This window comes from Caproiciproducens galactitolivorans, assembly GCF_004768785.1.
Classification (GTDB): domain Bacteria; phylum Bacillota; class Clostridia; order Oscillospirales; family Acutalibacteraceae; genus Caproiciproducens; species Caproiciproducens galactitolivorans.
In genome coordinates, this window is the sequence record NZ_SRMQ01000002.1 from 217,864 (window position 1) to 243,333 (window position 25,470).

General features: G+C 51.8%; 27 protein-coding genes and 1 other RNA gene. 23 read left to right on the plus strand and 5 right to left on the minus strand.

The window, feature by feature from the left end; translation table 11 throughout:
* The first annotated feature begins 11 nt into the window (after nt 1-11).
* From rpsD to nagA, 6 genes are all read left to right on the plus strand, one after another.
* The gene (gene rpsD, locus CAGA_RS03660) at nt 12-638 is read left to right on the plus strand and encodes a 30S ribosomal protein S4 (RefSeq protein WP_135657827.1); all 627 of its coding nucleotides are present in this window, start codon (nt 12-14) and stop codon (nt 636-638) included.
* 72 nt (nt 639-710) lie between these two features.
* Entirely contained in the window at nt 711-1,664 is a 954-nt protein-coding gene (locus CAGA_RS03665; RefSeq protein WP_135657829.1) for a DNA-directed RNA polymerase subunit alpha, read from the plus strand.
* Between the two features lie 38 nt (nt 1,665-1,702).
* Entirely contained in the window at nt 1,703-2,044 is a 342-nt protein-coding gene (gene rplQ / locus CAGA_RS03670) for a 50S ribosomal protein L17 (RefSeq protein WP_135657831.1), read from the plus strand.
* A 77-nt stretch (nt 2,045-2,121) separates the two neighbouring features.
* Nucleotides 2,122-2,571 (plus strand): 2-thiouracil desulfurase family protein, encoded by a 450-nt coding sequence (locus CAGA_RS03675; RefSeq protein WP_135657833.1) that lies wholly within the window; start codon nt 2,122-2,124, stop codon nt 2,569-2,571.
* Between the two features lie 303 nt (nt 2,572-2,874).
* Nucleotides 2,875-5,118, plus strand: a complete 2,244-nt coding sequence (locus CAGA_RS03680) for a hypothetical protein (RefSeq protein WP_135657835.1) — start codon at nt 2,875-2,877, stop codon at nt 5,116-5,118.
* A gap of 295 nt (nt 5,119-5,413) precedes the next feature.
* Nucleotides 5,414-6,553, plus strand: coding sequence for an N-acetylglucosamine-6-phosphate deacetylase (gene nagA, locus CAGA_RS03685; RefSeq protein ID WP_135657837.1), 1,140 nt, complete (start codon nt 5,414-5,416; stop codon nt 6,551-6,553).
* 74 nt (nt 6,554-6,627) lie between these two features.
* On the opposite strand, the gene CAGA_RS03690 is transcribed toward nagA, so the two are convergent.
* Nucleotides 6,628-7,791: a phosphoglycerate dehydrogenase gene (locus CAGA_RS03690; RefSeq protein ID WP_135657839.1), complete on the minus strand. Its 1,164-nt coding sequence runs from the start codon at nt 7,789-7,791 to the stop codon at nt 6,628-6,630.
* A gap of 37 nt (nt 7,792-7,828) precedes the next feature.
* A complete protein-coding gene (serC, locus tag CAGA_RS03695) occupies nt 7,829-8,914 on the minus strand; it encodes a 3-phosphoserine/phosphohydroxythreonine transaminase (protein ID WP_135657841.1) in 1,086 nt (361 codons plus the stop codon).
* 240 nt (nt 8,915-9,154) lie between these two features.
* Between serC and CAGA_RS03700 the strand changes: the two genes are divergently transcribed.
* From CAGA_RS03700 to ruvX, 17 genes are all read left to right on the plus strand, one after another.
* Entirely contained in the window at nt 9,155-9,502 is a 348-nt protein-coding gene (locus CAGA_RS03700) for a DRTGG domain-containing protein (RefSeq protein WP_135657844.1), read from the plus strand.
* Nucleotides 9,499-9,927, plus strand: a complete 429-nt coding sequence (locus CAGA_RS03705) for an ATP-binding protein (RefSeq protein WP_135657846.1) — start codon at nt 9,499-9,501, stop codon at nt 9,925-9,927. Before CAGA_RS03700 ends, CAGA_RS03705 begins: the two co-directional genes overlap by 4 nt.
* Before the next feature lie 4 nt (nt 9,928-9,931).
* On the plus strand, nt 9,932-11,242 hold the full coding sequence (locus tag CAGA_RS03710; RefSeq protein ID WP_135657848.1) for a [Fe-Fe] hydrogenase large subunit C-terminal domain-containing protein: 1,311 nt from the start codon (nt 9,932-9,934) through the stop codon (nt 11,240-11,242).
* Nucleotides 11,239-11,571 carry a DRTGG domain-containing protein gene (locus CAGA_RS03715; RefSeq protein ID WP_135657851.1) on the plus strand — a complete coding sequence of 111 codons (333 nt, stop codon included), beginning with the start codon at nt 11,239-11,241 and terminating at the stop codon, nt 11,569-11,571. Before CAGA_RS03710 ends, CAGA_RS03715 begins: the two co-directional genes overlap by 4 nt.
* Nucleotides 11,571-12,305 carry a PHP domain-containing protein gene (locus CAGA_RS03720; RefSeq protein WP_135657854.1) on the plus strand — a complete coding sequence of 245 codons (735 nt, stop codon included), beginning with the start codon at nt 11,571-11,573 and terminating at the stop codon, nt 12,303-12,305. The genes CAGA_RS03715 and CAGA_RS03720 overlap by 1 nt, the downstream gene beginning before the upstream one ends.
* A 176-nt stretch (nt 12,306-12,481) precedes the next feature.
* On the plus strand, nt 12,482-12,976 hold the full coding sequence (locus CAGA_RS03725) for an NADH-quinone oxidoreductase subunit NuoE family protein (RefSeq protein WP_135657856.1): 495 nt from the start codon (nt 12,482-12,484) through the stop codon (nt 12,974-12,976).
* A gap of 1 nt (nt 12,977) precedes the next feature.
* On the plus strand, nt 12,978-13,568 hold the full coding sequence (locus tag CAGA_RS03730; protein WP_135657859.1) for an ATP-binding protein: 591 nt from the start codon (nt 12,978-12,980) through the stop codon (nt 13,566-13,568).
* Nucleotides 13,531-13,899, plus strand: coding sequence for a (2Fe-2S) ferredoxin domain-containing protein (locus tag CAGA_RS03735; protein WP_135657861.1), 369 nt, complete (start codon nt 13,531-13,533; stop codon nt 13,897-13,899). Before CAGA_RS03730 ends, CAGA_RS03735 begins: the two co-directional genes overlap by 38 nt.
* 16 nt (nt 13,900-13,915) lie before the next feature.
* Complete coding sequence (gene nuoF / locus CAGA_RS03740) at nt 13,916-15,706, plus strand: NADH-quinone oxidoreductase subunit NuoF (RefSeq protein WP_135657863.1); 1,791 nt, start codon at nt 13,916-13,918, stop codon at nt 15,704-15,706.
* A gap of 17 nt (nt 15,707-15,723) precedes the next feature.
* Nucleotides 15,724-17,472 (plus strand): NADH-dependent [FeFe] hydrogenase, group A6, encoded by a 1,749-nt coding sequence (locus CAGA_RS03745; RefSeq protein ID WP_135657866.1) that lies wholly within the window; start codon nt 15,724-15,726, stop codon nt 17,470-17,472.
* Between the two features lie 91 nt (nt 17,473-17,563).
* Nucleotides 17,564-18,331: a YdcF family protein gene (locus CAGA_RS03750; protein ID WP_167875145.1), complete on the plus strand. Its 768-nt coding sequence runs from the start codon at nt 17,564-17,566 to the stop codon at nt 18,329-18,331.
* 164 nt (nt 18,332-18,495) lie between these two features.
* A complete protein-coding gene (locus CAGA_RS03755) occupies nt 18,496-19,767 on the plus strand; it encodes a dihydroorotase (protein ID WP_135657871.1) in 1,272 nt (423 codons plus the stop codon).
* Nucleotides 19,768-19,836: 69 nt separating this feature from the next.
* Nucleotides 19,837-20,772 (plus strand): orotidine-5'-phosphate decarboxylase, encoded by a 936-nt coding sequence (gene pyrF / locus CAGA_RS03760; RefSeq protein ID WP_135657874.1) that lies wholly within the window; start codon nt 19,837-19,839, stop codon nt 20,770-20,772.
* A 30-nt stretch (nt 20,773-20,802) separates the two neighbouring features.
* Nucleotides 20,803-21,567, plus strand: coding sequence for a dihydroorotate dehydrogenase electron transfer subunit (locus CAGA_RS03765; RefSeq protein WP_135657876.1), 765 nt, complete (start codon nt 20,803-20,805; stop codon nt 21,565-21,567).
* A 2-nt stretch (nt 21,568-21,569) separates the two neighbouring features.
* Nucleotides 21,570-22,481 (plus strand): dihydroorotate dehydrogenase, encoded by a 912-nt coding sequence (locus tag CAGA_RS03770; RefSeq protein ID WP_135657878.1) that lies wholly within the window; start codon nt 21,570-21,572, stop codon nt 22,479-22,481.
* A 52-nt stretch (nt 22,482-22,533) separates the two neighbouring features.
* Nucleotides 22,534-23,223, plus strand: a complete 690-nt coding sequence (locus tag CAGA_RS03775) for a histidine phosphatase family protein (protein WP_135657881.1) — start codon at nt 22,534-22,536, stop codon at nt 23,221-23,223.
* Nucleotides 23,220-23,645: a Holliday junction resolvase RuvX gene (ruvX, locus tag CAGA_RS03780; RefSeq protein WP_135657883.1), complete on the plus strand. Its 426-nt coding sequence runs from the start codon at nt 23,220-23,222 to the stop codon at nt 23,643-23,645. Before CAGA_RS03775 ends, ruvX begins: the two co-directional genes overlap by 4 nt.
* Nucleotides 23,646-23,758: 113 nt before the next feature.
* Here ruvX and CAGA_RS03785 read toward each other — a convergent pair whose 3' ends face one another.
* From CAGA_RS03785 to CAGA_RS03795, 3 genes are all read right to left on the minus strand, one after another.
* Nucleotides 23,759-24,634 carry a DegV family protein gene (locus CAGA_RS03785; RefSeq protein WP_135657885.1) on the minus strand — a complete coding sequence of 292 codons (876 nt, stop codon included), beginning with the start codon at nt 24,632-24,634 and terminating at the stop codon, nt 23,759-23,761.
* 270 nt (nt 24,635-24,904) lie between these two features.
* Nucleotides 24,905-25,095, minus strand: a non-coding RNA gene (gene ssrS / locus CAGA_RS03790) — 6S RNA.
* A gap of 11 nt (nt 25,096-25,106) precedes the next feature.
* Nucleotides 25,107-25,421, minus strand: a complete 315-nt coding sequence (locus CAGA_RS03795) for a DUF1292 domain-containing protein (RefSeq protein WP_413814390.1) — start codon at nt 25,419-25,421, stop codon at nt 25,107-25,109.
* Nucleotides 25,422-25,470 lie beyond the last annotated feature (49 nt).

Genomic DNA, 25,470 nt, shown 5'->3' on the forward strand with positions numbered 1-25,470 from the left:
GCAACCATAATATGGCAAGATATACAGACGCTGTGTGCAAACTTTGCCGCCGTGAAGGACAGAAGCTGTTTTTGAAGGGCACAAGATGCTACACAGATAAATGCGGTGTTACCCGCAGATCATACGCCCCGGGCCAGCATGGCCAGGGCCGCAAGAAAACATCCGAATACGGCCTGCAGCTTCGTGCTAAGCAGATGACAAAACGCTACTATGGCGTATTGGAGTCCCAGTTCAGAAGCTACTATGACCTTGCAACACATAGAGAAGGAAAGACCGGCGACGAGCTGCTCTCAATTTTGGAGTCCCGCCTCGACAACGTCGTTTACCGCCTTGGCTGGGCAAGCTCCAGAGCAGAAGCCCGTCAGCTTGTTGTTCACGGTCACTTTAACGTGAACGGAAAAAGAGTAGACATTCCTTCCTACCTTACAAAGCCGGGTGAAGTAATTTCCATCCGCGATAAGAGCCGCCAGAGTGAAAAGATTAAAGCGGTTATTGAGGAAAACGCGTCCCGTCCGGTTGTTAAATGGCTTGACGTGAATCGTGATACCCTGGAAGGGAAGATTATCGCATCGCCGACCCGTGAGGATATTGACCTGGCAGTCGATGAGACTCTCATCGTTGAGTTGTACTCCAAGTAATGCCGTCTTTTGACAGCATAGAGTAAACATCATGGCTGATACGAATCCGCTATATGTCAAGGAGGGTCGCTAATGATCGAGATTGAGAAGCCAAAAATTGAAACAGAAGAGTTAAGCAATGACGGAACCTACGGCAAATTTGTCGTAGAACCGCTTGAGCGAGGCTTTGGAACAACCTTGGGCAATAGTCTGAGGCGTGTCCTTTTATCGTCGCTGCCGGGGGTTGCAGTCACATCAATCAAAATAGACGGCGTTCTTCATGAATTTTCTACCATTCCCGGAGTAAAAGAGGACGTCACCGAGATTGTGCTCAATATTAAGGGTTTGACCGCCAAGCTCCATTGTGACGGCCCAAAAACAGTTGAAATCTGTGCGGAGGGCCCGTGCGATGTAACGGCCGACTCTATCAAGTGCGACAGCGAGGTTGAAATCCTTAATCCCGAGATGCATATTGCAACTTTGGGAGAGGGAGCAAAGCTGTATATGGAATTGACCTTGGATAAGGGCCGCGGATATGTCCCCGCCGAAAGAAACAAACAGAACCTGAACGGAAACGTAATCGGCGAGATTCCGGTGGATTCCATCTACACTCCTGTTTATAAGGTGAATTATAATGTTGAGCCAACCCGTGTAGGCCAGAGCATAGACTTTGACAAGCTTACGCTGGAGGTTTGGACCAACGGCGTTATCGGAGCGCAGGAAGCGGTTTCTTTAGCCGCGAAAGTCCTTACCGAACACTTGAACCTCTTTGTTGATTTGTCCGACAAGGGCAGCAGCACCGAGATTATGGTTGAAAAGGACGATAAGGGCAAGGAGAAAGTGCTTGAAATGACAATTGAAGAGCTTGATCTTTCGGTCCGTTCCTTCAACTGCCTCAAGCGCGCCGGTATTAATACGGTTGAAGACCTGATCAATAAATCAGAAGAGGATATGATGAAGGTTCGCAACCTCGGACGTAAATCCCTTGAGGAGGTTGTCTGGAAGATGGCCTCCCTCGGTTTCCAACTACGCAAGGATGATGAATAATCCCTTGTGCAAACCTAAGGTAAAGGAGTGATATTTCGATGCCCGGAACCAGAAAGCTCGGAAGAGACACTGACCACAGAACAGCCATGCTGAGGGCGATGGTTACCTTTCTTTTAGAGAATGGCAAAATCGAAACCACAGTTACTCGCGCCAAGGAGGTCCGCTCCATGACCGAGAAAATGATAACGATTGCGAAGGAAAACAACCTTCACAACAAGCGCCTTGTGATGGCATTCATTACTAAAGAAGATGTAGCGAATAAGCTGTTTAACGAGATTGCTCCGAAGTATGCCGACCGCAACGGCGGTTATACACGAATTAGCAAGCTTGGCCCTCGCCGCGGTGACGCCGCAGAGATGGGAATTATCGAACTGGTTTAAATAAGGTATTGAAAGGCTACCGGTTACGGCAGCCTTTTTTGCTGCCTTTTCTATTAATGAATAGGAAGAGGAGATCTATGTATTTAGTCAGCTCCTGCTTGGCAGGAATTCCTTGTAGATATGATGGAAAAAGCTGCACGAACCCGAAGATAGCCGAATTGGTAAAGCAGGGGAAAGCAATCCCAGTCTGCCCGGAGCTATTGGCGGGCCTGCCTGTTCCAAGGCCTTGCTGCGAGATTGTCGTGGATAAGAGCGGGAAGAAAAAAGTGATGAGCGCAAATGGGGAAGACCTGACAAAGGAATTTGACAACGGTGCGCGAGAGGCCCTCAGGATCGCGAGCGAAAACGGGATCAAGAAGGCAGTCTTGAAGTCAAAAAGCCCTTCCTGCGGGTGCGGCTGTATTTATGATGGAACCTTTTCGGGCAGAGTGATTCCCGGAAACGGAAAAGCAGCGCAGCTTTTACTTGAAAATGGAATAGAAGTGCTGACGGAAAACGAAGCGGATATGCTAAAGGTCTTCGGATAAGCGGTGATTCCGGTTTGCCGAAGTAAATTTTCGGCTTTATCAAATTTTTCCATTCGTTTGCCAGGCTTGGGGCAACGCCCAAGCCTGGCTTTTTTATTTTTGAATTTTTATCCAAATTTGTAAAATATAGAAAAAATTGGAGGTATCCATTAGGATAAAATGTAGACGTAAATCGGCAAAAAGATTGCCAATAATTACAATAAAGAATTATTCTCGAATTCGATTATTTCCAGCTTATTTTCCTATAAAATGAAGTCTGTTCCAGCAATGGGAAAATTAATCAGCAAAGAAAGGAAATGAGCAATGAAAAAACGAATTCGGGCATTAAGCATGGTTCTGGCGCTGTCACTCGTTATTGCGGTATTCGGGAATACGGCGGCTTTTGCTGCCGACGCGACGCAAATCACATTCCCCGAAGAAACGGATGCGCTTCAGTCCCTGCAGCTAAATTCTATTTACTATGGCCTCGAGGTGAATGTCAGCAATCCGGATGTAACGTTGAGCGCTGTTTCAAGTGACCCCTCTATTGTAAAGATTGAAGAGGAAACAGACACCAGCGGTTCGGGCGCATATTATTATGACCTGGAGGCCCGTTTAAACGGAGTAGTCACGTTAACCTTTACCACATCGGACGGTGTGTCCGCAACCAAAACGCTGACGGTGGAAGGAACCGGGGAGCCGACTTATACGCTTTCCTCCGATGTCACCGGCAATTTTTCTCTCAATAAAGGGAGCAGCCGGATTGTAAAAGTCCATTTTGAGAACAATGACGTTGATACATATTCCTACCCCACGTTAAGTGCACAGAATGGAAAAGTACTCAAAACGACATTGGTCAATACGGATGAGGACAACGGCGACTATTATTTCCGCGTGGATGCGGTCGGCACTATCGGGCAGAGCGACGACCTGTACTTAGGGGCTTACGGATTCATCCCGAATAAGCTGTGTACGGTCTCCATCATTCAAAATAAAGACCTTCGGTTGGATACCACAACCGAATATATCTGCAATACCGGCGATAAATATCATTTTATTGCCTATACCAATTCGGGAATCAATCCCCAAATCATGGTTGACAACGAGAACATTTCCGTTACCTTTGTAACAACGGTATACGGCGGCTATGAATATGAAATGGAAGCTTTAGAACCAGGAACCGCCCTGATTACAGCGACTTTGAATGGGGAAACAGCTTCTTTCCCGGTTACCGTGAATGAGGAAGACGATTTTCCGAGTGTCGTGTCGGATGCACCGGCTGAAATCACCCTTTCGCAGGGGGAGTCGCACACCTATAAAATCACCGCTATGGGCGGCGGGGTTCCCATCATTGTGCCGGGTACGGACGGCGTAGTGTCCGTACAGTTTGAGAAAAAGGAAGGAATCGATTATTACTTCCAGGTTACTGCGATTGGCGAAGTCGACAGCCAAACCAATTTGAGTGTTATGTTCCCAGACAGCACCTATGATGATTATAGTGTGGATCTTGGCAGCATAACCATAAAAGAAGGCGCACCGGCACCGCAATCGGATACCAATTCCGACTTTACGCTTAAGAAAGGCGAAAGCTATACGTTTAAAATCAGCAATGCCTCGAGCTTTTATGCCGGTTCCAGCAACGTCTTCCAGGTGGTGAAAGTTAGCACCTCCGGTAGTGATGCGTACTATAAAATTACGGCGATCGGAAATCCGGGGCAATCCGCGGGCTTTTATATGAGCGCGCCGGGCTATGCGCCGCAGAAGGTCTGCGTCGTCACCGTTGGGCAGGCTGCGCCTCAATCGGATACCAATTCCGACTTTACGCTTAAGAAAGGCGAAAGCTATACGTTTAAAATCAGCAATGCCTCGAGCTTTTACGCCGGTTCCAGCAACGTCTTCCAGGTGGTGAAAGTCAGCACCTCCGGCAGCGACGCGTACTATAAAATTACGGCGATCGGAAATCCGGGGCAGTCCGCGGGCTTCTATATGAGCGCCCCGGGTTATGCGGCACAGAAGGTCTGCGTTGTCACCGTTGGACAGGCTGCTGCACCGAAATCGGATACCAACTCCGACTTTACGCTCAAGAAGGGCGCAAGCTATACGTTTAAGATCAGCAATGCCACGAGCTTCTACCCCGGTTCCAGCAATATCTTCCAGGTAGCAAAGGTTAGTACCTCCGGCAGCGATGCGTACTATAAAATTACGGCGATCGGAAATCCGGGGCAATCCGCGGGCTTTTATATGAGCGCGCCGGGCTATGCGTCGCAGAAAGTCTGCGTAATCACTGTGGGAGCTCCGGATTCCGTTTCCATTCAATCCGATACCAACTTAGATTTTAGCTTGGCAAAGGGCGCTTCCTACCAGTTTAAAATTACCGCGCCCGGGGCTTCTTCGATTACATTCAATCCCGGTACTGCCGGTGTATTCCAGGTAACCTTCCTTCGTCGCACAGGCAATGATTTCTTCTATAAAATTACGGCGATCGGCAAATCGGGCCAGCAAGCCGGAATTTATGCTTCCGCTTCGGGGCAGGTAGCAAAAAAGCTTTGCGTAGTTACCATTAAATAAGATTTTTCCAATCCACAAAGGCCGCTGAAACTGGTTCAACGAAAACAGCGCAATAGCTAATCGTAAAATAACGCCGTCTGGCTCCGTTTTTCAAGGGGAGTTGGGCGGCGTTTTCATAAAAAGCCGTAAGGGTTGATTTTTCGGCGATGACTGCATTCGGGTTTGTAATTGCGGAAAAATGCGGAAGGAAAAACCCGATTTCTCAATTACAGCTTGAATAAAATAATTTTTCGGTTTATAATGAAAAAAAGGATAAAATATTCATTCGAATAAAAGGTGGATAGGGGTGTAATCGTTGATACTGAAAAATGCGAAAATCGTAGACGACAGTTTCCGTTTTGCCGATGCGGACGTTGCCGTGGAAGAGGATAAAATATCGGAAATCGCCCCGGGGCTGGCGGGCGGGGAAGAAATCGATTTATCCGGGTGCGTTCTTGTTCCGGGGTTTGTGGATATCCACATCCATGCTTGTGTAGGGGCGGATACCTGTGACGCAGACGCGGACGGCCTTGCGAAGATGTGCGCGCACCTCGTTACCAAAGGGGTTACCTCGTTTTGCCCCACGACGATGACGGTATCCCATAAGGGGATTCTTCGTGCGCTGGAAACGGTAAAATCCTGTATGGACCATCCTCCGAAGGGTGCGGCCATCGCTGGGGTCAATATGGAGGGACCGTACATATCTATTCATAAGAAAGGCGCGCAGAAGGGCGAATTTGTAAAAAACTCGGATTTCAAGGAGTTTCAGGAATTTTACGACACCTGCGGCGGGATTATAAAATTGGTGGATATTGCGCCCGAATGTCCCGGCGCGGAGGAATTTATCCCGCAGGCTTCCCGTCTCTGCACCGTTTCGATCGCACACACCGAAGCGGATTACGCATGCGCGAAACATGCGTTTGAGCTGGGCATTACGCATGCAACCCATTTATATAACGCGATGCCGGGCATGAAGCACCGTGAGCCCGGCGTAATCGGCGCGGTGCTTGATGACCCGCGCGTCCGTGCGGAACTGATTTGCGACGGGTTTCACATTCACCCCGCTGTGCTTCGCATTACCTTTGAGGCATTGGGAAAGGACCGCGTGGTGATCGTCAGCGACTCCATGCGTGCGGCAGGGGCGCCGGATGGCGTTTCAGAGCTTGGCGGGCAGACGGTGTACGTGAAAGACGGGCAGGCAAGGCTGAAAGACGGCACGATTGCCGGCTCCACCACAAACCTTCATCAGGAGATAAAAAATCTGGTTGGCTGGGGCGTTCCCTTCCTGACCGCCATACAGGCCGCAACTCTGAATCCGGCAAGGGCAATTCATGAGGACGAACGGATCGGCAGCATTAAGGTCGGGAAGTATGCCGACATGGTTGCGCTTGATTCCGACTTGAACATCCGCATGGTGGTCGCGCGCGGAAAAATTGCAGTCAATAACAATGCTTAAAAGTTCCACAGCAAGCAGAAACAGCAGGAGCCGTAGGGATAGAATCCCGGCGGCTCCTGCTGTATTTTTCTCTTTTACCGGATAATGCGTACCCGGATGATTTCCGGAAGCTTTGCGATATGCTCCGCTGTTGTATCCTTGACATCGCCCGTAACGTCAAGAATTGTGTAAGCATAGTCCTTTTTGGATTTGCTCTGCATGTTTTCAATGTTGATACCGCTTTCCGCCAGCGCGCCGGAAAGCAGGCTGATGGTGTTGGGGATATTCCGGTGCAGAATGCAGATACGAATGGAACTGTCGCGCGGCATGCAAATCGAGGGCATATTGACCGAGTTTCGGATATTGCCGTTCTGCAGGTAATCAATGAGTTCATTCGCTGCCATGCGCGCGCAGTTATCCTCGGATTCCGGCGTCGAAGCGCCAAGGTGGGGAATCGCAATAACGCCGTCCAGCCCGATCAGGTCGTCGCTTGGGAAGTCCGTCGCATAGGAGGATACTTTGCCGGACTGTAATGCGGCAATAATGTCCTTGGAGTTGACCAGATCGCCGCGCGCAAAGTTCAGGATGCGCACGCCGTCCTTCATTTTTGTAATGGTCTGTTCGTTAATCATACCCTTTGTGTCGGGCGTGAGCGGGACATGAACCGTAATATAGTCACAGGCGGTGTAAATTTCATCGAGCGTACGCGCGTGTTTTGTGGAGCGGGAAAGTCCCCAAGCCGCGTCGACGGAAAGGTAGGGATCGTAGCCGTAAACATCCATGCCAAGGCTCTTTGCCGCGTTGGCAACCAGGATGCCGATTGCGCCAAGGCCGATGACACCAAGCTTTTTGCCGCTGATTTCGGGGCCAACGAACGCGCCCTTGCCCTTTTCGACAAGCTTTCCGACTTCATTGCCTTTGCCCTTTAAGGTTTTTGTCCACTCAATGGCGGGGACGATTTTGCGGGAAGAAAGCAGCAATGCGGCAATGACCAGCTCTTTGACGGCGTTTGCGTTTGCGCCGGGGGTGTTGAAAACAACGATACCCTGCTCGCTGCATTTTTCAAGCGGGATATTGTTGACGCCCGCGCCCGCCCTTGCAATCGCAAGAAGATTTTTAGGAAATTCCATTTCATGCATGGAAGCCGAGCGAACCATGATTGCATCCGGATTTTCCACCGCTTCGCCGCATTCGTAGTTCGTGTCGAAACGGCTGGTTCCAACCGGCGAAATTTTATTCAGATATTTTATACGGAACAAATCAATTCACCTTCATACTTGAAATCTATGGATATGCCTAACCGTTCTTCTTTTCGAACGCAGCCATGAAGTCCACGAGCTTTTCAACACCCTCGACGGGCATTGCATTGTAAATGGAAGCACGCATGCCGCCGACGGAACGGTGTCCTTTGATATTTACAAAGCCGTGTTCTTCCGCTTCTTTGACAAATTTCGCGTCAAGCTCTTCGCTGCCGGTGACAAACGGAATGTTCATCAGCGAACGGTCCTTCGGCACGACCGTCCCTTTGAAAAGCTTGGAATTGTCAAGGAAATTGTAAAGGATGCCGGCCTTTTTCTCGTTGATTTTCTTCATTTCCTCAAGCCCGCCGATGGTGTTTTTCAGCCAATCCAGCACCAGCATGCACATATAAATGGAATAACAGGGAGGGGTGTTGAACATGGAGTTATTGTCCGCATGTGTCTGGTAATTGAACATGGTGGGAGTGACTTCCATTGCATGGCCGATCAGATCCTCTCGGATGATGACCACAGTCAGGCCAGCTGGTGCCATATTTTTCTGCGCACCGGCGTAGAGCAGTCCAAATTTGCTGACGTCAATCGGCTCGCTCAGAATGCAGGAAGAAACATCCGCAACCAACGGAACGTCACCCGTTTCCGGCAGGGTATGGAATTTTGTGCCGTAAATGGTATTGTTCAAGCAGATATGAAAATAATCCGCGTACTTCGAAAAGGTTTGAGGGTCAAGGTCGGGAATATAGCTGAACGTTTTGTCCTTGGAAGAGGCAACCACGTTTGCTGTCCCGTACCGGGCGGCTTCCTTATAAGCCTTCGTTGCCCACTGACCGGTCAAAACGAAATCGGCTTTTTTGTTTTTTGTCATCAGATTCAGCGGCACCATTGCGAATTGAGAGGAAGCGCCGCCCTGTAAAAATAATACTTTATAATTATCCGGAATATTCATCACTTCGCGAAGTAAACTCTCCGCTGAACTGATGATTCCCTCGAAGATTTTAGATCGGTGGGACATCTCCATTACAGACTGGCCGCTGCCCTGGTAATCAAGCATTTCAGCCGCTGCACGTTTCAGCACCGGTTCAGGCATCATTGAGGGTCCTGCGGAAAAGTTGTAAACACGTTTCATTAAGCGCTACCTCCAAAATTATTTTATGGCCTTCCCATAATTTACTGAATATAATTAATTATTATATTGCTTTAGTTAATTAAAGTCAATGCGGCATTTTTCATAAAATAATCCGCATCGCGGCGGCATTTTCCGGACTAAATATTCCCTTATTGCCAAGGATCGGTTTTATGCTATAATATTGATAGAATTTCGCGTAAAATATAAATAAAATTGTATATTTTTAAGGGGGCGATATGAATGACGGTCAATGAGGTGGCTTCCGTCTTGGACGCGGAAATTGTCACGGCTGGGGATCTGAACGCCGAGGTAAAAACCGCCTGTGGCAGCGATATGATGAGCGACGTGCTTGCCTTTGTAAAGGACCAGTCCGTGCTTCTTACCGGGCTGAACAATCCGCAGGTTGTGCGCACGGCGGAAATGATGGATATGCGCTGTATCATTTTTGTGCGCGGCAAAGAGCCGACCGAAGAGGTGGTTGCGCTTGCAAAGCAAAAGGAGATTACAATTCTGAAAACGCAGCACCGGCTGTTCACGGCCTGCGGGCTTCTGTACAGCCATGGCTTGAGCGGGGGCGACAGGAGTTGAGCAATACCTTATCTTTCGACTACATAGTGCCGGGCGACGACTTTACCCGTGCGGGGGAAGCCTCCAGCGACGTAAAGCATAAGCTTAAGAAAATCGGTTACGACTCGGATGCGATCCGCCGTGTTGCGATTGCCATGTATGAGGGGGAAATCAACATGGTCATTCACGCGGGCGGTGGGAAAGTGCACGTGGAAATCAGCCCGGAAAAAATAGAAATGGTTCTTTCCGACAACGGCCCGGGAATCGAGGACGTTGCACTTGCCATGCGGGAAGGATACTCTACCGCGCCCGATAAAGTGCGCGCGCTGGGTTTTGGCGCGGGCATGGGCCTGCCGAATATGAAAAAATCCACCGACGTTATGGAAATTTCCACCAAAGTGGGGGTGGGGACCACCCTTCATATGACGGTGTACGCAAAGAGGTGACGACGTGAACCAGTTTTTTCACTCTGTAACTTTGGACAAAGAGAAATGTATGGGTTGCACGAACTGCATTAAGCGCTGTCCGACGGAGGCGATCCGCGTTCGCGCGGGCAAGGCGAAAATCATATCGGAACGGTGCATCGATTGCGGCGAATGCATCCGCGTCTGTCCGCATCACGCGAAAAAAGCAAAATCCGACAGTCTGGACATGATTCGGGACTTTGCTTATAAAATCGCCCTGCCTGCGCCGACCCTTTACGGGCAGTTCAATAATTTGGATGATATCGACATCGTGCTGACTGGGCTCAAGAATATCGGCTTCGACGAGGTGTTCGAGGTTTCTAGCAGCGCAGAGCTGGTTTCCGAAGCAACACGGAAGCTGATGCAGCAGGGTAAGCTGAAAAAGCCGGTCATCAGCTCGGCCTGCCCCGCCGTAGTCCGGCTTATCCGGGTGCGTTTTCCCGACCTTTGTTCCCATGTCCTTCAATTGAATTCCCCGATGGAAACAGCGGCGCGCCTTGCAAAGCGCGAAGCCGCGAGAAAAACTGGTTTGCCACGCGGGCAGATCGGCGCTTTTTTTATAACGCCCTGCCCCGCCAAGGTAACGGCAATCAAGATGCCGATAAGCTGCAAAAAATCCGAGGTGGACGGCGCGATTGCCATTAGTGAAATTTACCCAAAGCTTACTGCGGCCATGGAAAGCGGGAAGCCCGTTGAACCCCTTTTGCATTCGGGGATCATCGGCGTCGGCTGGGCTTCGAGCGGCGGGGAGGCCAGCGCGCTTCTGAACGATAAATACCTTGCGGCGGACGGGATTGAAAATGTAATCCGCGTTCTAGAGGAGCTGGAGGATGAAAAGATCCGTGAGATGGACTTTATTGAATTGAACGCCTGTTCCGGCGGCTGCGTGGGCGGCGTGCTCTGCGTGGAAAATGCGTATGTCGCAAAGGCTAGGCTCCAGCGGCTGCGCCGTTACCTGCCGGTTTCCCAGAACCATATCGACGGAAAGCTCCCTGTTGGTATGCAGTGGCAGAAAAACCTTCTATTCGCGCCGGTCTTGAAGCTTTCCGACGATATGAACGAGGCGCTGCGCATGATGGCGGAGATTGACCGGATTCAGGAGGAGCTTCCCGGACTTGACTGCGGTTCCTGCGGCGCGCCGACCTGCCGGGCGCTTGCGGAAGATATTGTGCGCGGTTTTGCCAAGAAAAATCAATGTATCTTTATCCTGCGTGAGGAAATCAAACATGTAGCCGACGCCCTTTCCTCAATGGGGACGTTTCCGGCACAGGCTGACGAGGAGGAGAAAAAACGATGACAGTAAAAGAGCTGGCCGAACATTTTGGCCTGAAAATCCTTGCCGGGGAAAACAGCCTTGACCGCCCGGTTTCGGGTGGATATACCTGCGACCTGCTCAGCTGGGCGGTAGCACGGCTTCCCGCCGACGCGGCGTGGCTGACCGTAATGGGAAATATAAATGCAATCGCGGTTGCATCCCTGAAGGATGCAGCCTGTATCATTCTGACCGATTCCGCCCCGCTTGATATTCCCGCGCTTGAGAAAGCGCGGGAATTGTCCTTTCCGGTTCTTCTGTCGGAGCAGGACAGCTTTACCCTTGGTGCCCGAATCGAAGGGCTTTTGTACTGATGCGCGCCTACTACGATCTGCACTTGCATTCCTGCCTTTCCCCCTGCGCTGATGACGATATGACGCCCAACAATATTGTCAATATGGCGCTTCTGCTGGGGTACGACATCATTGCGGTGACGGATCACAATTCCTGCCAAAATGTACCTGCGGTTGTACGGGCAGGCGAGGCGAACGGGCTGACCGTTGTACCCGGAATGGAACTGTGCACGGCGGAGGATGTGCATGTAATCTGCCTGTTTCCAACGGTGGAAGCGGCAATTAGCTTCGACCGCTTCGTTTCAGAACGGATGCCCCGGATAAAAAACAGGCCGGAAATTTTTGGCCGACAGACAGTTATGGATGAAAACGACGCCGTTACCGGAGAGGAAGACATACTTTTGCTTAACGCATCAGCTATAGGATTGAACAGCGTGCGTGAAACGGCCCGCCGTTTCGGCGGCACCGCTTTCCCAGCCCATATTGACCGGAACGCTTACAGCGTGCTTGCCAATCTGGGCGGAATTCCCCCGGAAGCGGGCTTTACCGCAGCGGAAATCAGTTTGAAGGGAAATGTGCGGGCGCTATTGAAGCAATACGGGGATCTTGAGAAAATGCACCTGCTTTCAAACTCTGATTCGCACACCTTGGAAGACATGCCGGATCGGAGTGCTTCGGTTATTCTTCCGGAGAAAACATCCGAATGCCTGATTTCTATTTTGGAGGGGAAAAATGGGGTCTTTCCAATTGATTAAATTATAATTAGCCAAAAACAATAAAATTTTATCCAAAATTTTGTACCGTTTTCAAAAATTGTTATGGATTTATGAGCCTTAGCTATGTTATAATTATCGCAATGAACCCAGCGGAAAGAGGATCGTTTACCGTCGGGCGATTTTTTCTGCATGGATTTACCGAAGGAGGAACGAGGATGCAAAAACGAATCAGCAATCTGCCCTTTAAGGGAACCCCCGAGCAAAAACAAAAACTGGATGAAGTCATCGAAAGACATAAACAGGAACGGGGTGCGATTTTACCCGTCCTGCAGGAAGCACAGGAAATTTACGGCTATCTTCCGCTCGAAGTCCAGAGCATAATCGCCGAGGGGCTTGGCGTGTCACTGGAAGAGGTCTATGGTGTTTCTACATTTTATTCCCAATTTTCGCTTACGCCGAAAGGAAAATACAATGTATCGATCTGTTTGGGAACGGCCTGCTATGTAAAGGGGGCTGCGGCTGTACTTGACAAATTGACTTCTATATTGGGCATTCAACCGGAGGAATGCACTCCGGATGGAAAATTTTCGCTGACCGCGTGCCGTTGTGTGGGTGCGTGCGGTCTGGCTCCGGTACTGACCGTGAACGGGGATGTTTACGGACGTATGACCCCGGAAGAAGTAGAACAAGTATTGGCGAAATACGAATAAGATGCGCGAACTTTCATTAAATGTGATGGATATTGCACAAAATTCAATTTCTGCGGGTGCAAAGCTTATTGTGATCGATATATGTGAAAATACACATGCCGACAGCCTGACGATTACCGTCGCGGACAATGGTGCCGGCATGACAGCCGAGCAGGCGGCCTGCGCGGCGGACCCTTTTTTCACAACGCGGGAAACGCGCCGGGTGGGACTGGGCGTACCGCTTTTCAAGATGGAGGCCGAAATGACGGGCGGCAGTCTTGAGATAACGTCTGAAAAAGGCGTGGGAACAACGGTAACAGCAAAATTTGTCCCTTCGCACGTGGATATGATTCCGCTCGGGGATATCAATTCTACTGTGTTGCTTTTGATCACCTGCAACGAAGACAGGGATTTTGTTTACCATCGCCGTGTGGATTTGCGCGAATTCACCCTGGACACACGCGAGTTGCGCGCTGTGCTGGGAAATGAGGTGAAGCTGAGTTCCCCGGAAGTAACTGAGTGGATCAAAGGCTACCTTACGGAACAAACCCAAAGATTAAAGGAGGAATCATCAGATGAAGTCTTTAGAGGAACTTCGGGCGATAAGGGATAAAGCACGCAGCCAGGTTATCCTTCGTGAAAATAATGACAACGCGATCCGCGTCCTGGTCGGCATGGCTACCTGTGGGATTGCAGCCGGAGCGCGTCCCGTTTTAAACGCAATAGTCGAGGAGGTTGCAAAGCGCGGCCTTCAAAATGTAATCGTAACGCAAACAGGGTGCATCGGCATCTGCCAGTTTGAACCCGTGGTGGAGGTTGTGGCCCCCGGGCAGGATAAGGTTACTTATGTAAAAATGACGCCTGAAAAGGCGGTACGCGTGGTGAACGACCACCTGGTAAACGGCAACGTGGTAACGGAGTTTACCATAGGCGCCAATTCATAATAAGGAGGCAGAATTCATGTATCGTTCCAATGTACTGGTTTGCGGCGGTACCGGTTGTACCTCCTCAAACAGCGAGCTGATTATCTCAAAGCTCAAAGAAGAAATTACAATAAAGGGACTCGATAAAGAGGTTAATGTCATCCGCACCGGATGCTTCGGCCTTTGCGCGCTCGGTCCCATTATGATTGTTTATCCGGAGGGTTCTTTTTACAGCAGGGTGACTCCGGAGGATATCCCAGAAATTGTGGAGGAGCATCTCTTAAAGGGAAGAATTGTCAAGCGCCTGCTGTATAAGGAAACCGTTGTAGACGACAATACGATTAAATCCTTGAACCAGACGCCGTTTTACGCAAAGCAGCACCGCGTTGCGCTTCGCAACTGCGGCGTTATTAACCCGGAAAGTATTGAGGAATACATTGCGGTGGACGGATATTCAGCTCTCGGCAAGGTACTTACCGAAATGACCCCAGAGCAGGTTATTGAGACAATAAAAGCTTCCGGACTTCGCGGCCGCGGCGGCGCGGGCTTCCCGACCGGACTGAAATGGAGCTTTGCCGCAAAGAATCAGGCTGATCAGAAGTACGTCTGCTGCAATGCCGACGAAGGCGACCCGGGTGCGTTTATGGATCGCTCCGTGCTGGAGGGCGATCCGCACTGTGTGCTGGAAGCTATGGCGATCGCCGGTTATGCAATCGGCTCTACACAGGGCTATATTTATGTCCGTGCGGAATATCCGATCGCGGTTAAGCGTTTGCAGATTGCCATTCAGCAGGCGAGAGAATACGGCCTTTTGGGCAAAAACATCTTCAATACGGGATTTGACTTTGACATCGACCTGCGCCTTGGCGCCGGCGCGTTTGTCTGCGGCGAGGAAACCGCATTGATGACCTCCATCGAGGGCAAGCGCGGCGAGCCGCGTCCGCGTCCGCCGTTCCCGGCTTTGAAGGGCCTGTTTCAGAAGCCTACCATTTTAAACAATGTTGAAACCTACGCGAATATCCCCCGCATTATTTTGAACGGCGCGGATTGGTTTGCCTCCATGGGCACCGAAAAGTCCAAGGGTACCAAGGTGTTCGCTCTGGGCGGAAAAATTGAGCACACCGGCCTTGTGGAAGTGCCGATGGGCACCACTCTGCGCGAAATCGTAGAGGAAATCGGCGGCGGCGTTCCGAACGGCCATAAATTTAAGGCGGCGCAGACCGGCGGTCCTTCCGGCGGCTGTATCCCGGCTTCCGAGTTGGACGTCCCGATTGATTACGACAACCTGATTGCCATCGGCGCCATGATGGGCTCCGGCGGCCTGATCGTTATGGACGATACGACCTGCATGGTCGATATTGCGAAATTCTTCCTGGAATTTACTGTTGACGAATCCTGTGGAAAATGCACGCCGTGCCGCATCGGCACAAGGCGCCTGCTGGAGATGCTTGACAAGATTACAAGCGGCAACGGTACGCTGGAGGACATTGACCGTCTCGAGGAGCTTTGCTACTACCTGAAAGAAAACTCCCTGTGCGCCCTTGGCCAGACGGCGCCGAACCCGGTGCTTTCCACCTTGAAATATTTCCGCGACGAGTATATTGCGCACGTTACCGAGCATCGCTGCCCGGCCGGCGTTTGCAAGGCTCTCACGAACTATCATATCCTGGAGGACAAGTGCCGCGGCTGTACGCTCTGCGCGCGCAACTGTCCGGTCGGTGCGATCACCGGTAGCGTAAAGGTACCGCATGTGATTGACACAAAGAAATGCATTAAGTGCGGCGCCTGCATGGAAAAGTGCAAGTTCAACGCAATTATTAAGAGATAAAAAGGAGTGTGCCATTAATGGAAAATATGGTGAATATAAAGATAAACGGCATGCCCCTCTCAGTGCCGAGCAGCTACACAATCTTAGAGGCGGCAAGGGAAGCCGGGATAGACATCCCCACCCTGTGCTATCTGAAAGGAATCAATGAAATCGGCGCTTGCCGCATGTGCGTGGTCGAGGTAAAGGGAGCGCGTTCCTTCGTTGCCTCCTGCGTTTATCCGGTGAATGAGGGCATGGAGGTTCTGACCAATACCCCTGCGATTCAGAAGTCCAGGAAGATGACGCTGGAAATGCTCCTGTCGGTGCACAACCGCGACTGCCTTGCCTGCAAACGCAACGGAAGCTGCGAACTGCAGACCCTGTGCAACGAGCTGGGCGTGGAGCAGTCGGATCGCTTTGATGGCGCAAAGCCAGACGTGTCGAAGGATGAATCCTCGCTGCATCTGATCCGCGACAACTCCAAGTGCATCCTTTGCCGCCGCTGCGTCGCGGCGTGTTCGGACCAGCACGTCGGCGTTCTCGGTCCCAACTGCCGCGGTTTTGACACGCACATCGCCTGCGCGTTTGAAAAGCCGCTTAACGAGGTTCCCTGCGTATCCTGCGGACAGTGCATCGTAAGCTGCCCGACCGGCGCTTTGACGGAACGCGACCAGTGCGACGAGGTCATGGCTGCCATCAACGACCCCGAAAAGTTTGTAGTGGTTCAGACCGCCCCGGCAATCCGCGCAACGCTTGGCGAATGCTTTGGCCTGCCGGTCGGAACGAATGTGAAGGGCAAGATGGTTGCCGCGCTGCGCCGCCTTGGCTTCGATAAGGTATTCGACACCGATTTCGGTGCGGACCTCACCATTATGGAAGAAGCCAACGAGCTGCTCGAGCGTGTAAAGAACGGCGGCCCGCTGCCGCTGATTACCTCCTGCTCGCCGGGATGGATTAAATTCTGCGAATACTATTATCCGGAGCTGCTGCAAAACGTGTCTTCCTGCAAATCGCCGCAGCAGATGACCGGCGCGATTATTAAAACATACTATGCGGAAAAGAACAACATCGACCCGAAGAAGATTGTGGTTGTCAGCGTGATGCCCTGCACAGCGAAGAAATTCGAAGCAAGGCGCGATAATCAGGACGCGGCCGGTGCCGGAATCCCGGACACCGATATCGCGATTACCACCCGCGAGCTTGCCCGCCTGATCAAGATGGCAAACATCAATTTCGAACGCCTGCCGGATGAGGAATTTGACCCCGCTTTGGGTATTACCACCGGTGCTGCCGCTATCTTTGGCGCGACGGGCGGCGTAATGGAAGCCGCGCTCAGAACAGCGGCCGATACGCTGGAGGGCAAGAGCTTGGATTCCATTGAGTATAAGGAAGTCCGCGGTACCGAAGGAATCAAGGAAGCCGTCTATCATATCGGCGGCATGGATGTGAAGGTTGCCGCGGTCAGCGGACTCAGTAACGCTAACGAAATCCTCAGCAAGGTGAAAAACGGCGAGGGCGGCTATCACTTTATTGAAATCATGTGCTGCCCGGGCGGCTGTGTCAACGGCGGCGGCCAACCGCTTCAGCCCGCAGCCGTTCGCAGCTTTACCGACTTGAAAGCCGAACGGGCGAAGGCGCTTTATGAAGAGGATAAAAACCTGCCTCTCCGCAAGAGCCATGAAAGTCCGATTGTCAAGACTCTTTACGAGGAGTATCTTGAAAACCCGGGCAGCCATAAGGCGCACAAGATTTTACACACTACCTACGTGGCTAGAAAGAAATTTTAAAACAAATGCTCCCGGACTTTTCCTCCGGGAGCATTTTTCTGCAAAAGATGGTATAATCAGAAATGGAATTATTAAAACAGCAGGAAAGCAGGTGATAGTCCTGAAGCGGATCGTAAGAATTTTCTTCCTTATTTTATCGGCATGCGGCTTGATTTGTTTTTTGATTCCTTTTTACTGTGGGGTGCTTAACATCGGAAATGGAACGGGGATTCTCCTTTGTACGGTTGTATTTCTGACTTCGTTTTTTTTCGGAAAAATCGGTGCGGCTTGCAGGAAAAGCAGGCCTTTCCGCGTTTCCTGCCGTATCGTCCTTGTTGTCTTCCTCATTGGTGTCTGTTGGACTGTTTTTCTTACGGGGCTGATGGTGTACGGCTCGGTAGGAATGAAGCCGCGCGCCGGTGCGACGGTGGTGGTTTTGGGCAGTAAGGTAAACGGGAAACAGCCCAGCGCAGATTTGCGGGTTCGCATTGAAACGGCCGCGTCGTATCTGAAAGCAAATCCAAAGGCAAAGTGTGTTGTCAGCGGGGGAAAAGGCGCGGGGGAACTCGCAACGGAGGCTTCCGTTATGCGGGCGGAGCTGATCGTGCGCGGTATTGAGCCTTCGCGGATTTTTGCGGAGGATGCATCGAGGACGACAAGAGAGAATCTTCAAAATTCCCTTGCGGTTATTGACAAAAACGGCTTGAGCCGCGATCTGGCCATTGTAACCGACGATTACCACCAGTACCGCGCGGGCCGGATTGCGGAAAGCCTGGGCGTTTCCCACGGCGCAGTCAATGCCGCAACGCCTTGGTATATTTTATCCGCCTGCTATATGCGCGAGCTTCTCGCGCTGACGAAATTCCTTCTGCTCCCGTAGCCCGTTAGGAAATCGCGGCGCCCTCCGCTGCCGTGCAAAGGTGCGGGATGCGGAAATGGTACAATTTTATTTTGAAAACCCGAGATTTTTCAAAGATTCGGCCTAATTTACGAACAGGGAAAAGTATAGTATAATAACAGATAATATTGAAAAGTTGGTGGAAAATGAACCGGATTTTAATCAAAAATGCAGTTATTCTCGACCCGGAAAGCGGAAGGAACGAACCCGGCGATATCCTGATTGCCGACGGTGTGTTTTCGGCGGTGGGCGGACAAATCTGCTGTGAAGATGCGCAGGTCATCGACGCTGCCGGGCTGACCGCCGCACCGGGGCTTGTCGATATGCATGTCCATCTGCGCGATCCCGGCTTTACGGAGAAGGAAGATATTCTCACCGGCTGCCGCGCGGCGGCGGCGGGCGGTGTGACCAGCCTTTTGTGTATGCCGAATACCAATCCGCCGGTGGATACGCCGGAAACGGTGCGGTATATCTGGGAAAAAGCGGAGAAAGCCGACGCGCGCGTTTATGTTGCCGCGGCGATCACAAAGGGGCTGAAAAGCGAGGAAATCAATGACCTCAGGGCGCTGCGGGAAGCGGGCGCTATCGCGCTGAGCGACGACGGCCGCCCGGTTGTGGATTCCCGCCTGATGGGACAGGCCATGCGCCTTGCGCCCTCCCTTCATCTGAAGGTCGCATCCCACTGTGAAGACTTATTCCTTTCCGCTGGAGGGAAGATGAACGAGGGCGCGGTGTCCGAAAAGCTCGGGGTTCCTGGAGTTCCAGCCGCGGCGGAGGACTGTGGCACCGCGCGGGAGATTGCGCTGGCGGCGGCTTACGGCGTTCCGGTCCATATCTGCCATGTCAGCACCGCAGCATCCGTTGCGCTGATCCGCGACGCAAAGCGGCGCGGCGTTCCGGTAACGGCGGAAACCGCTCCGCATTATTTTGCACTTACGGAAGAAGAACTGCTGCGGCGGGACGCGGATTACCGCATGAGCCCCCCGCTGCGTACGGAGAAGGACCGTCTCGCTGTGATCGAGGGGCTTCGGGACGGGACAATCGATACAATCGCCACCGACCACGCGCCGCATACGCCGCAGGAAAAGGAGGATTTCCTTGCCGCGCCGAACGGGAGTATCGGCATGGAAACCAGCCTTGCCGCAGGCATCACCTATCTGGTTCATATCGGTATAATCACAATGGCGGAGCTTATAAGCCTGATGAGTACCGCTCCGGCAAAACTGCTAGGCTTAAATGCCGGGACATTACAAGAAATGGCGCCCGCTGATCTAGTTCTGTTTGATCCGGAAGAACGCTGGACGGTTGATGTAAGCCGCCTGCACGGCAAGAGCCGGAACGCTGTTTTTAAGGGAAGGGAACTGATCGGGAGGGTCAAGATGACCGTCTGCCGGGGAAAGATTGTTTACAGGGAATAAAGAATGGAGGCCATGTTTACATAAACATTCGTTGTTTTAAACAAGACGTGAAAAAATGGAGGAAACGCAATGGCATTAGACAGATTAATCGAAGGTATTCTGGAGTGCAAAAACCCAACGGTAGCAGGGCTTGACCCCAAGCTGGACTATATCCCGGCTTTCCTTAAAGAGAAGGCGTTTGCGCAGTACGGCGAAACGCTGGAGGGTGCGGCCGCCGCAATTCTTGAATTTAACAAGGGCCTGATCGACGCGCTGTGTGGGATTGTTCCGGCTATTAAACCGCAATGCGCGTATTACGAATTATACGGATGGCAGGGGGTAAAAACCCTGCATGAAACGATCGTTTATGCGAAGGAAAAGGGTATGTTCGTCATTACCGACGGAAAGCGCAATGATATCGGCACAACGATGCAGGCGTACGCCCAGGCGCATCTCGGTTCCGTTGCGGTCGGCTCCCAAACGCCGGAGCCGTTTGGCGGCGATGCGCTGACCGTCAACCCGTACCTCGGATCCGACGGGGTAACCCCGCTGTTAGACGTATGCAAAGCGCAGGATAAAGGAATTTTTATACTGGTGAAAACCTCGAACCCTTCTTCCGGCGAGCTCCAGGATCAGGTTTTCGAGAGCGGCGAAACGCTTTACAGCACCGTTGGCGGCCTCTGTGAAAAATGGGGTGAAGCCCTTCCGGGAAAATACGGCTACAGCGGTGTCGGCGCGGTTGTCGGCGCGACTTACCCCGAACAGCTTCGGGAGCTTCGCCGCAGCCTGCCCCATACCTTTTTTCTGGTTCCGGGCTACGGCGCACAGGGCGGCGGCGCGAAGGATGTCGCGCCCGCGTTTGATCAGAACGGCCTTGGCGCGGTTATCAACGCTTCCCGTTCCATTATGACCGCATGGAAGAAAAATGGCGTGCCGGAACAGGATTACGCCAAGGAAGCCGCGAAGGAAGCCGTCCGGATGCGCGATGAAATCGTCGGGGAAATCGGCGGGCTGTCCCGCCCTTAACCGAGGAAAAGAAGGAACAGGAGTGAACCGATGAAATACGATGTAATGCTTTGCAGGATTGCGGAAAAAAAGCAGCTTTCACACGATGTGTTTGATCTGACCGTCGAGGCGGGGCCGCTCGCCGAGGCGGCGCGCCCGGGGCAGTTCGCACAGATTTACGTGCCCGGAAAGACCCTGCGCCGCCCAATTTCCATCTGCGGCATTGACCGCTCCTCAAAAACCCTGCGCTTTGTCTTTCAGGTTCGCGGGGAAGGCACGGCTTGGCTGGCGGAAACAAAGGCAGGGGATTTTTTGAATATCCTTGCTCCGCTCGGCACCGGTTACGAGCTCGGCGACACCTGCCGCAAAGCGGTTTTTGTCGGCGGCGGCATCGGCGTGCCCCCTCTGTTGGAAGCGGCGAAGCCCTTTGGCGAAAACGCCACAGCGGTGCTTGGCTTCCGGGATAAGGCAAGCATTATTTTAAAAGAGGACTTCGAGAAAAACGGGAACCGTGTGTGGGTTGCTACCGACGACGGCTCCTGCGGGCATCACGGCTTTATGACCGATTTGCTGGAGGATTTGGATTTCGACGTTCTCTACGCGTGCGGCCCTGCGCCGATGCTGAAAGCAGTATGCAAGTTAGCCGCCGAACGGAAGGTTCCCTGCCAGATTTCCCTGGAAGAGCGCATGGCTTGCGGAATCGGCGCCTGCCTTGGGTGCGCGTGCAGGCTCAAGAAAGACGGGCGGGAATATTACGGCCATGTCTGTAAGGACGGCCCGGTTTTTAACGCTGAAAACGTAGTGTGGGAGGGATAAGCATGGCAGATTTGAAAGTAACCGTTGCCGGTGTGGAATTTCAAAACCCGCTGATTGCCGCGTCCGGAACCTTTGGCTTCGGGCGGGAATTTGCTGAGTTTTATCCTCTTCGAACCCTTGGGGGAATCTCCTGCAAGGGAATCACCTTAAAAGAACGTCCCGGCAATCCGCCTCCGCGCATCGCGGAAACGCCGGGCGGAATGCTGAACGCCGTGGGGCTGCAAAACCCCGGCGTGGATCATTTTATTGAAAACGACCTGCCCTGGCTGAAAGAGCAGGGCACAGCGGTTATTGCGAATATTGCGGGAAATACGCCCGAAGAATATTGCGAGATGGCAGAAAAGCTGTCGGGTACCGCAGTAGATATGATTGAAATGAACATATCCTGCCCGAATGTGAAACAAGGGGGCGTGCAGTTCGGCACAAGCTGCGCCGGGGTGGAAGGCATTACCAAAGCAGTACGGAAGCATTGCAAAAAGCCACTGATGGTGAAACTTTCGCCGAATGTAAGCGATATTTCTGAAATTGCGGCGGCCGCCGAAAGCGCGGGTGCGGACGCGATTTCCATGATCAATACCCTGACAGGAATGCGCATCGATATTCAGACGCGCCGCCCGATTATCCGGAACAATACCGGCGGGCTGTCCGGCCCGGCGCTTTTCCCGGTGGCGGTCCGTATGGTGAATCAGGCGTACCGAAGGGTGAAAATCCCGATTGTTGGCATGGGCGGCATTTCAAAATGGCAGGACGCTGTGGAAATGCTTCTGGCGGGCGCTTCGGCGCTGCAGATTGGCACGGTGTTTTTTTCGGATCCGTACGCCCCGGTAAAGATTCTTGACGGGCTGAACGATTACCTTGACCGCAGCCGGATAAGCACGGTTTCGGACTTGACCGGACAGGTTCAATTATGGTAAATTCGAATCGGATACATAGACGAATGACTTAAAACGAATGGGAGGTTTATTCATGACGCGAATTATTTTGGTACGTCACTGTGAGGCAGTAGGGAACACCTTGGGCGTGTTTCAGGGAAGCACGGACTGTGACATCAGCGGGCACGGCAAAGAGCAGTTGGAGCTTTTGGCGCTTCGTTTTCGCAATACGCCGATTGACGCGATCTACGCAAGCAATCTGAAGCGTGCCCGCAAAACGGCGGAAGCGATTAACCGTTACCATAACTTGCCGCTTCAAATCGAGCCTATGCTCCGCGAAATGGACGGCGGCGACTTTGAAGGAAAGTCCTGGAGCGAGCTTGCGGAGCTTTACCCAGAGGAAATCGAAAAATGGTACGCGGATCCGGGCGCTTTTTGCCCGGCAAACGGTGAACCCGCCAGCATGGTGTATGACCGGATGTGGAAAGCCGTTACCGGCATCGTGCAGAAAAATAAGGGCAAAACCGTTTGCTGTGTTTCGCACGGCTGTGCAATCCGCAACTTTTTGTGCCACGCCTTGAATAAGCCTCTTGAAGAAATGCGGGAAGTCCCCGGTTTGTATAATACGGCGGTCAGCATCGTTGATTTTGATGACGAGATGCACTGCAATGTGGTGCTGATGAACGACGTGTCCCATCTGCCGCCAGAAATGTATGAAAACGGAAAGGGCGCATGGTGGAAGAAAAGAAATCCTGAAAAATGCGCGGCGCGGAGGGATTCATGAAGATACTGGCTGTTGATTTGGGACTTGCCCGTACGGGGCTTGCCATTTGCGATGAAAACGAAATACTGGCGTCCCCCGCGGGCGTGATCAGCGAGCGCAGCAGGGAACGCCTTGCGCAGGCGATTGCCGCACGCGTAAAAGAAGAAAATGTGAAGTGTATTGTGGTGGGCCTGCCCCGGAATATGGACGGCAGCGAAGGGGAGAGCGCCAAAAATGCCCGCGCCTTTGCCGAACTGCTGAAAACACAGGTTTCCGTTCCAGTTGAAATGCGTGACGAGCGCGGCACTACCATTACGGCCCATAGCTTTCTGAACGATACCGACACACGCGGGAAGAAGCGCAAGGCGGTAGTGGATTCAGTTGCCGCAACGATCATTTTACAAGACTATCTGAACTTCCGTAAAAATCAGAAACGCGGTTAAAGTGCTTTCTGCAAAACCGTTTATACAAAAAAGGGGCAATTAGTCCAATTGGACTAATTGCCCCTTTTTACTGTTTTATTCTATCCTCTGAATTCGCTTTTTTTCTTTCGTGTTTAATCGCGGTTTTTCCCAAGAAAGAAGAGGGCAATGGTGCCCGGGCCGGAATGGGCCCCGATGACGGGACCGATGGAATTGATTTCAATGGATTTTACATGGAAGTTTTTTCGAACCTGCTCTGCTATGTATTCCGCGTCCTCCAGGGAATCGCCATGGCTGATAAAGATCATCTGTTTATCCGGATCTTCCACAGTAAGCTTCATATGGTGTATCAGCGCATCCAGCGATTGCCGGCGGCCCCGTACCTTTTCAACCGGAATCAGGTGCCCCTCGCTGTCAACGTGCAGCACGGGCTTAATCCCAAGCATCGTGCCGACCAACGCCGCCGCACCGGATACCCGCCCGCCGCGCTTCAAATGGTTTAGGTCATCCACCGTGAACCAGTGGGCAAGGCGGCCCCTGTTTTCGATCAGCCAGTCGCGTACTTCGTCAATGGAAGCGCCGTTTTTACGCATTTTCGCTGCGTAATATGCCAAAAGTCCCTCACCCATGGACGCGGCCAGCGTGTCGACGGTGAAGATTTTCCGGTTTGGGTACTTTTGGGAAAGCTCTTCTGCGGTTAGCCGCGCGTTATTATAAGTACCGCTCAGCCCCGAGGAAAAGGCGATGTATATGACATCCTTGCCGGATTGCAAAACCGGTTCGAAATATTCGGTAAAGGTTACAGGGCTGATTTGATTTGTGGTGGAAGTTTCCCCATTGCGAAGGCGCTCATAAAAGTCGCGGGAGGACAGTTCGCGTTCGTCCGGGTAATTGCTGTAAGATACATCTCCTATCGTAAAGGTCATCGGAATTACCTGAATATCCAGTTCTTCTATGAGTTTAGGGGAAAGATCCGTTGTAGAATCCGTTATAATTTCATATTCGCTCATCTTGTTTTCTCCCTTCTGACAGAACAAATTATATCGTATCCGCTCGGCTGTGTGTAGAGACAGAATTCACGGACTGTCTTATGGAACCATGGGATTTCTTTAAAATATATATCTGACCGGCGTTTTTTTGCCCGGACAGCGTCGCGAAATGCCTCGAATACTTCCTTGCTGAAACGAAGAAACACCTTTGCCGCCTGCACATCGCCGCTCAACCGTACTTCCCAGAAAAGAAAAAGCTTCTGAAAACTCAGAAGCTTTACTGCTTTTTAAATTAATCCCGCCTGGCCGTAATGTGCTTAAATAACCTGCTACCGTCAAGCAGGTGGGTGCTGGCCCAATGGTTTCATACTCCCTTCGTCCGGCAAAAGCCGGGAGGTCTGAAGTCCGCCACCGGAGCGCATGCTCCCTATTATCATTTTGTAGGGTTATTTTGCAACGGTCCGCGCACCAGGCAGGGTGAAAGCGTCCATCATTATTCGTCGTCGATCTCTTCGGAATCGTAAAGCTCCTCGAAACGGCTTTCAAAAAGCTCCGCCAGCTTATCAAGAAGTTCTTCGTCTTCGACTTCGGCAAGTTGCTGCTCGCCATTCTCATCGATCGCTTCAAAGATATAGTAGGTACCCTCCGCGTCGACTTTGTCCTGCGGATCCTCAAATGTCGGCAGTAACGCGTAGAAACAGCCGTCATCGTTATCAATTACGTCCAAGACTTCAAATTCGTGCTCTTCGCCCTCGTCGTCGACTAGGGTAATTAAATCCGCACCATACTCGTCGTTCACAGGGGTCATCTCCTCTTGTTTAATTTGTCTATAGTTATTCTACCTTGCCGACCTGTCG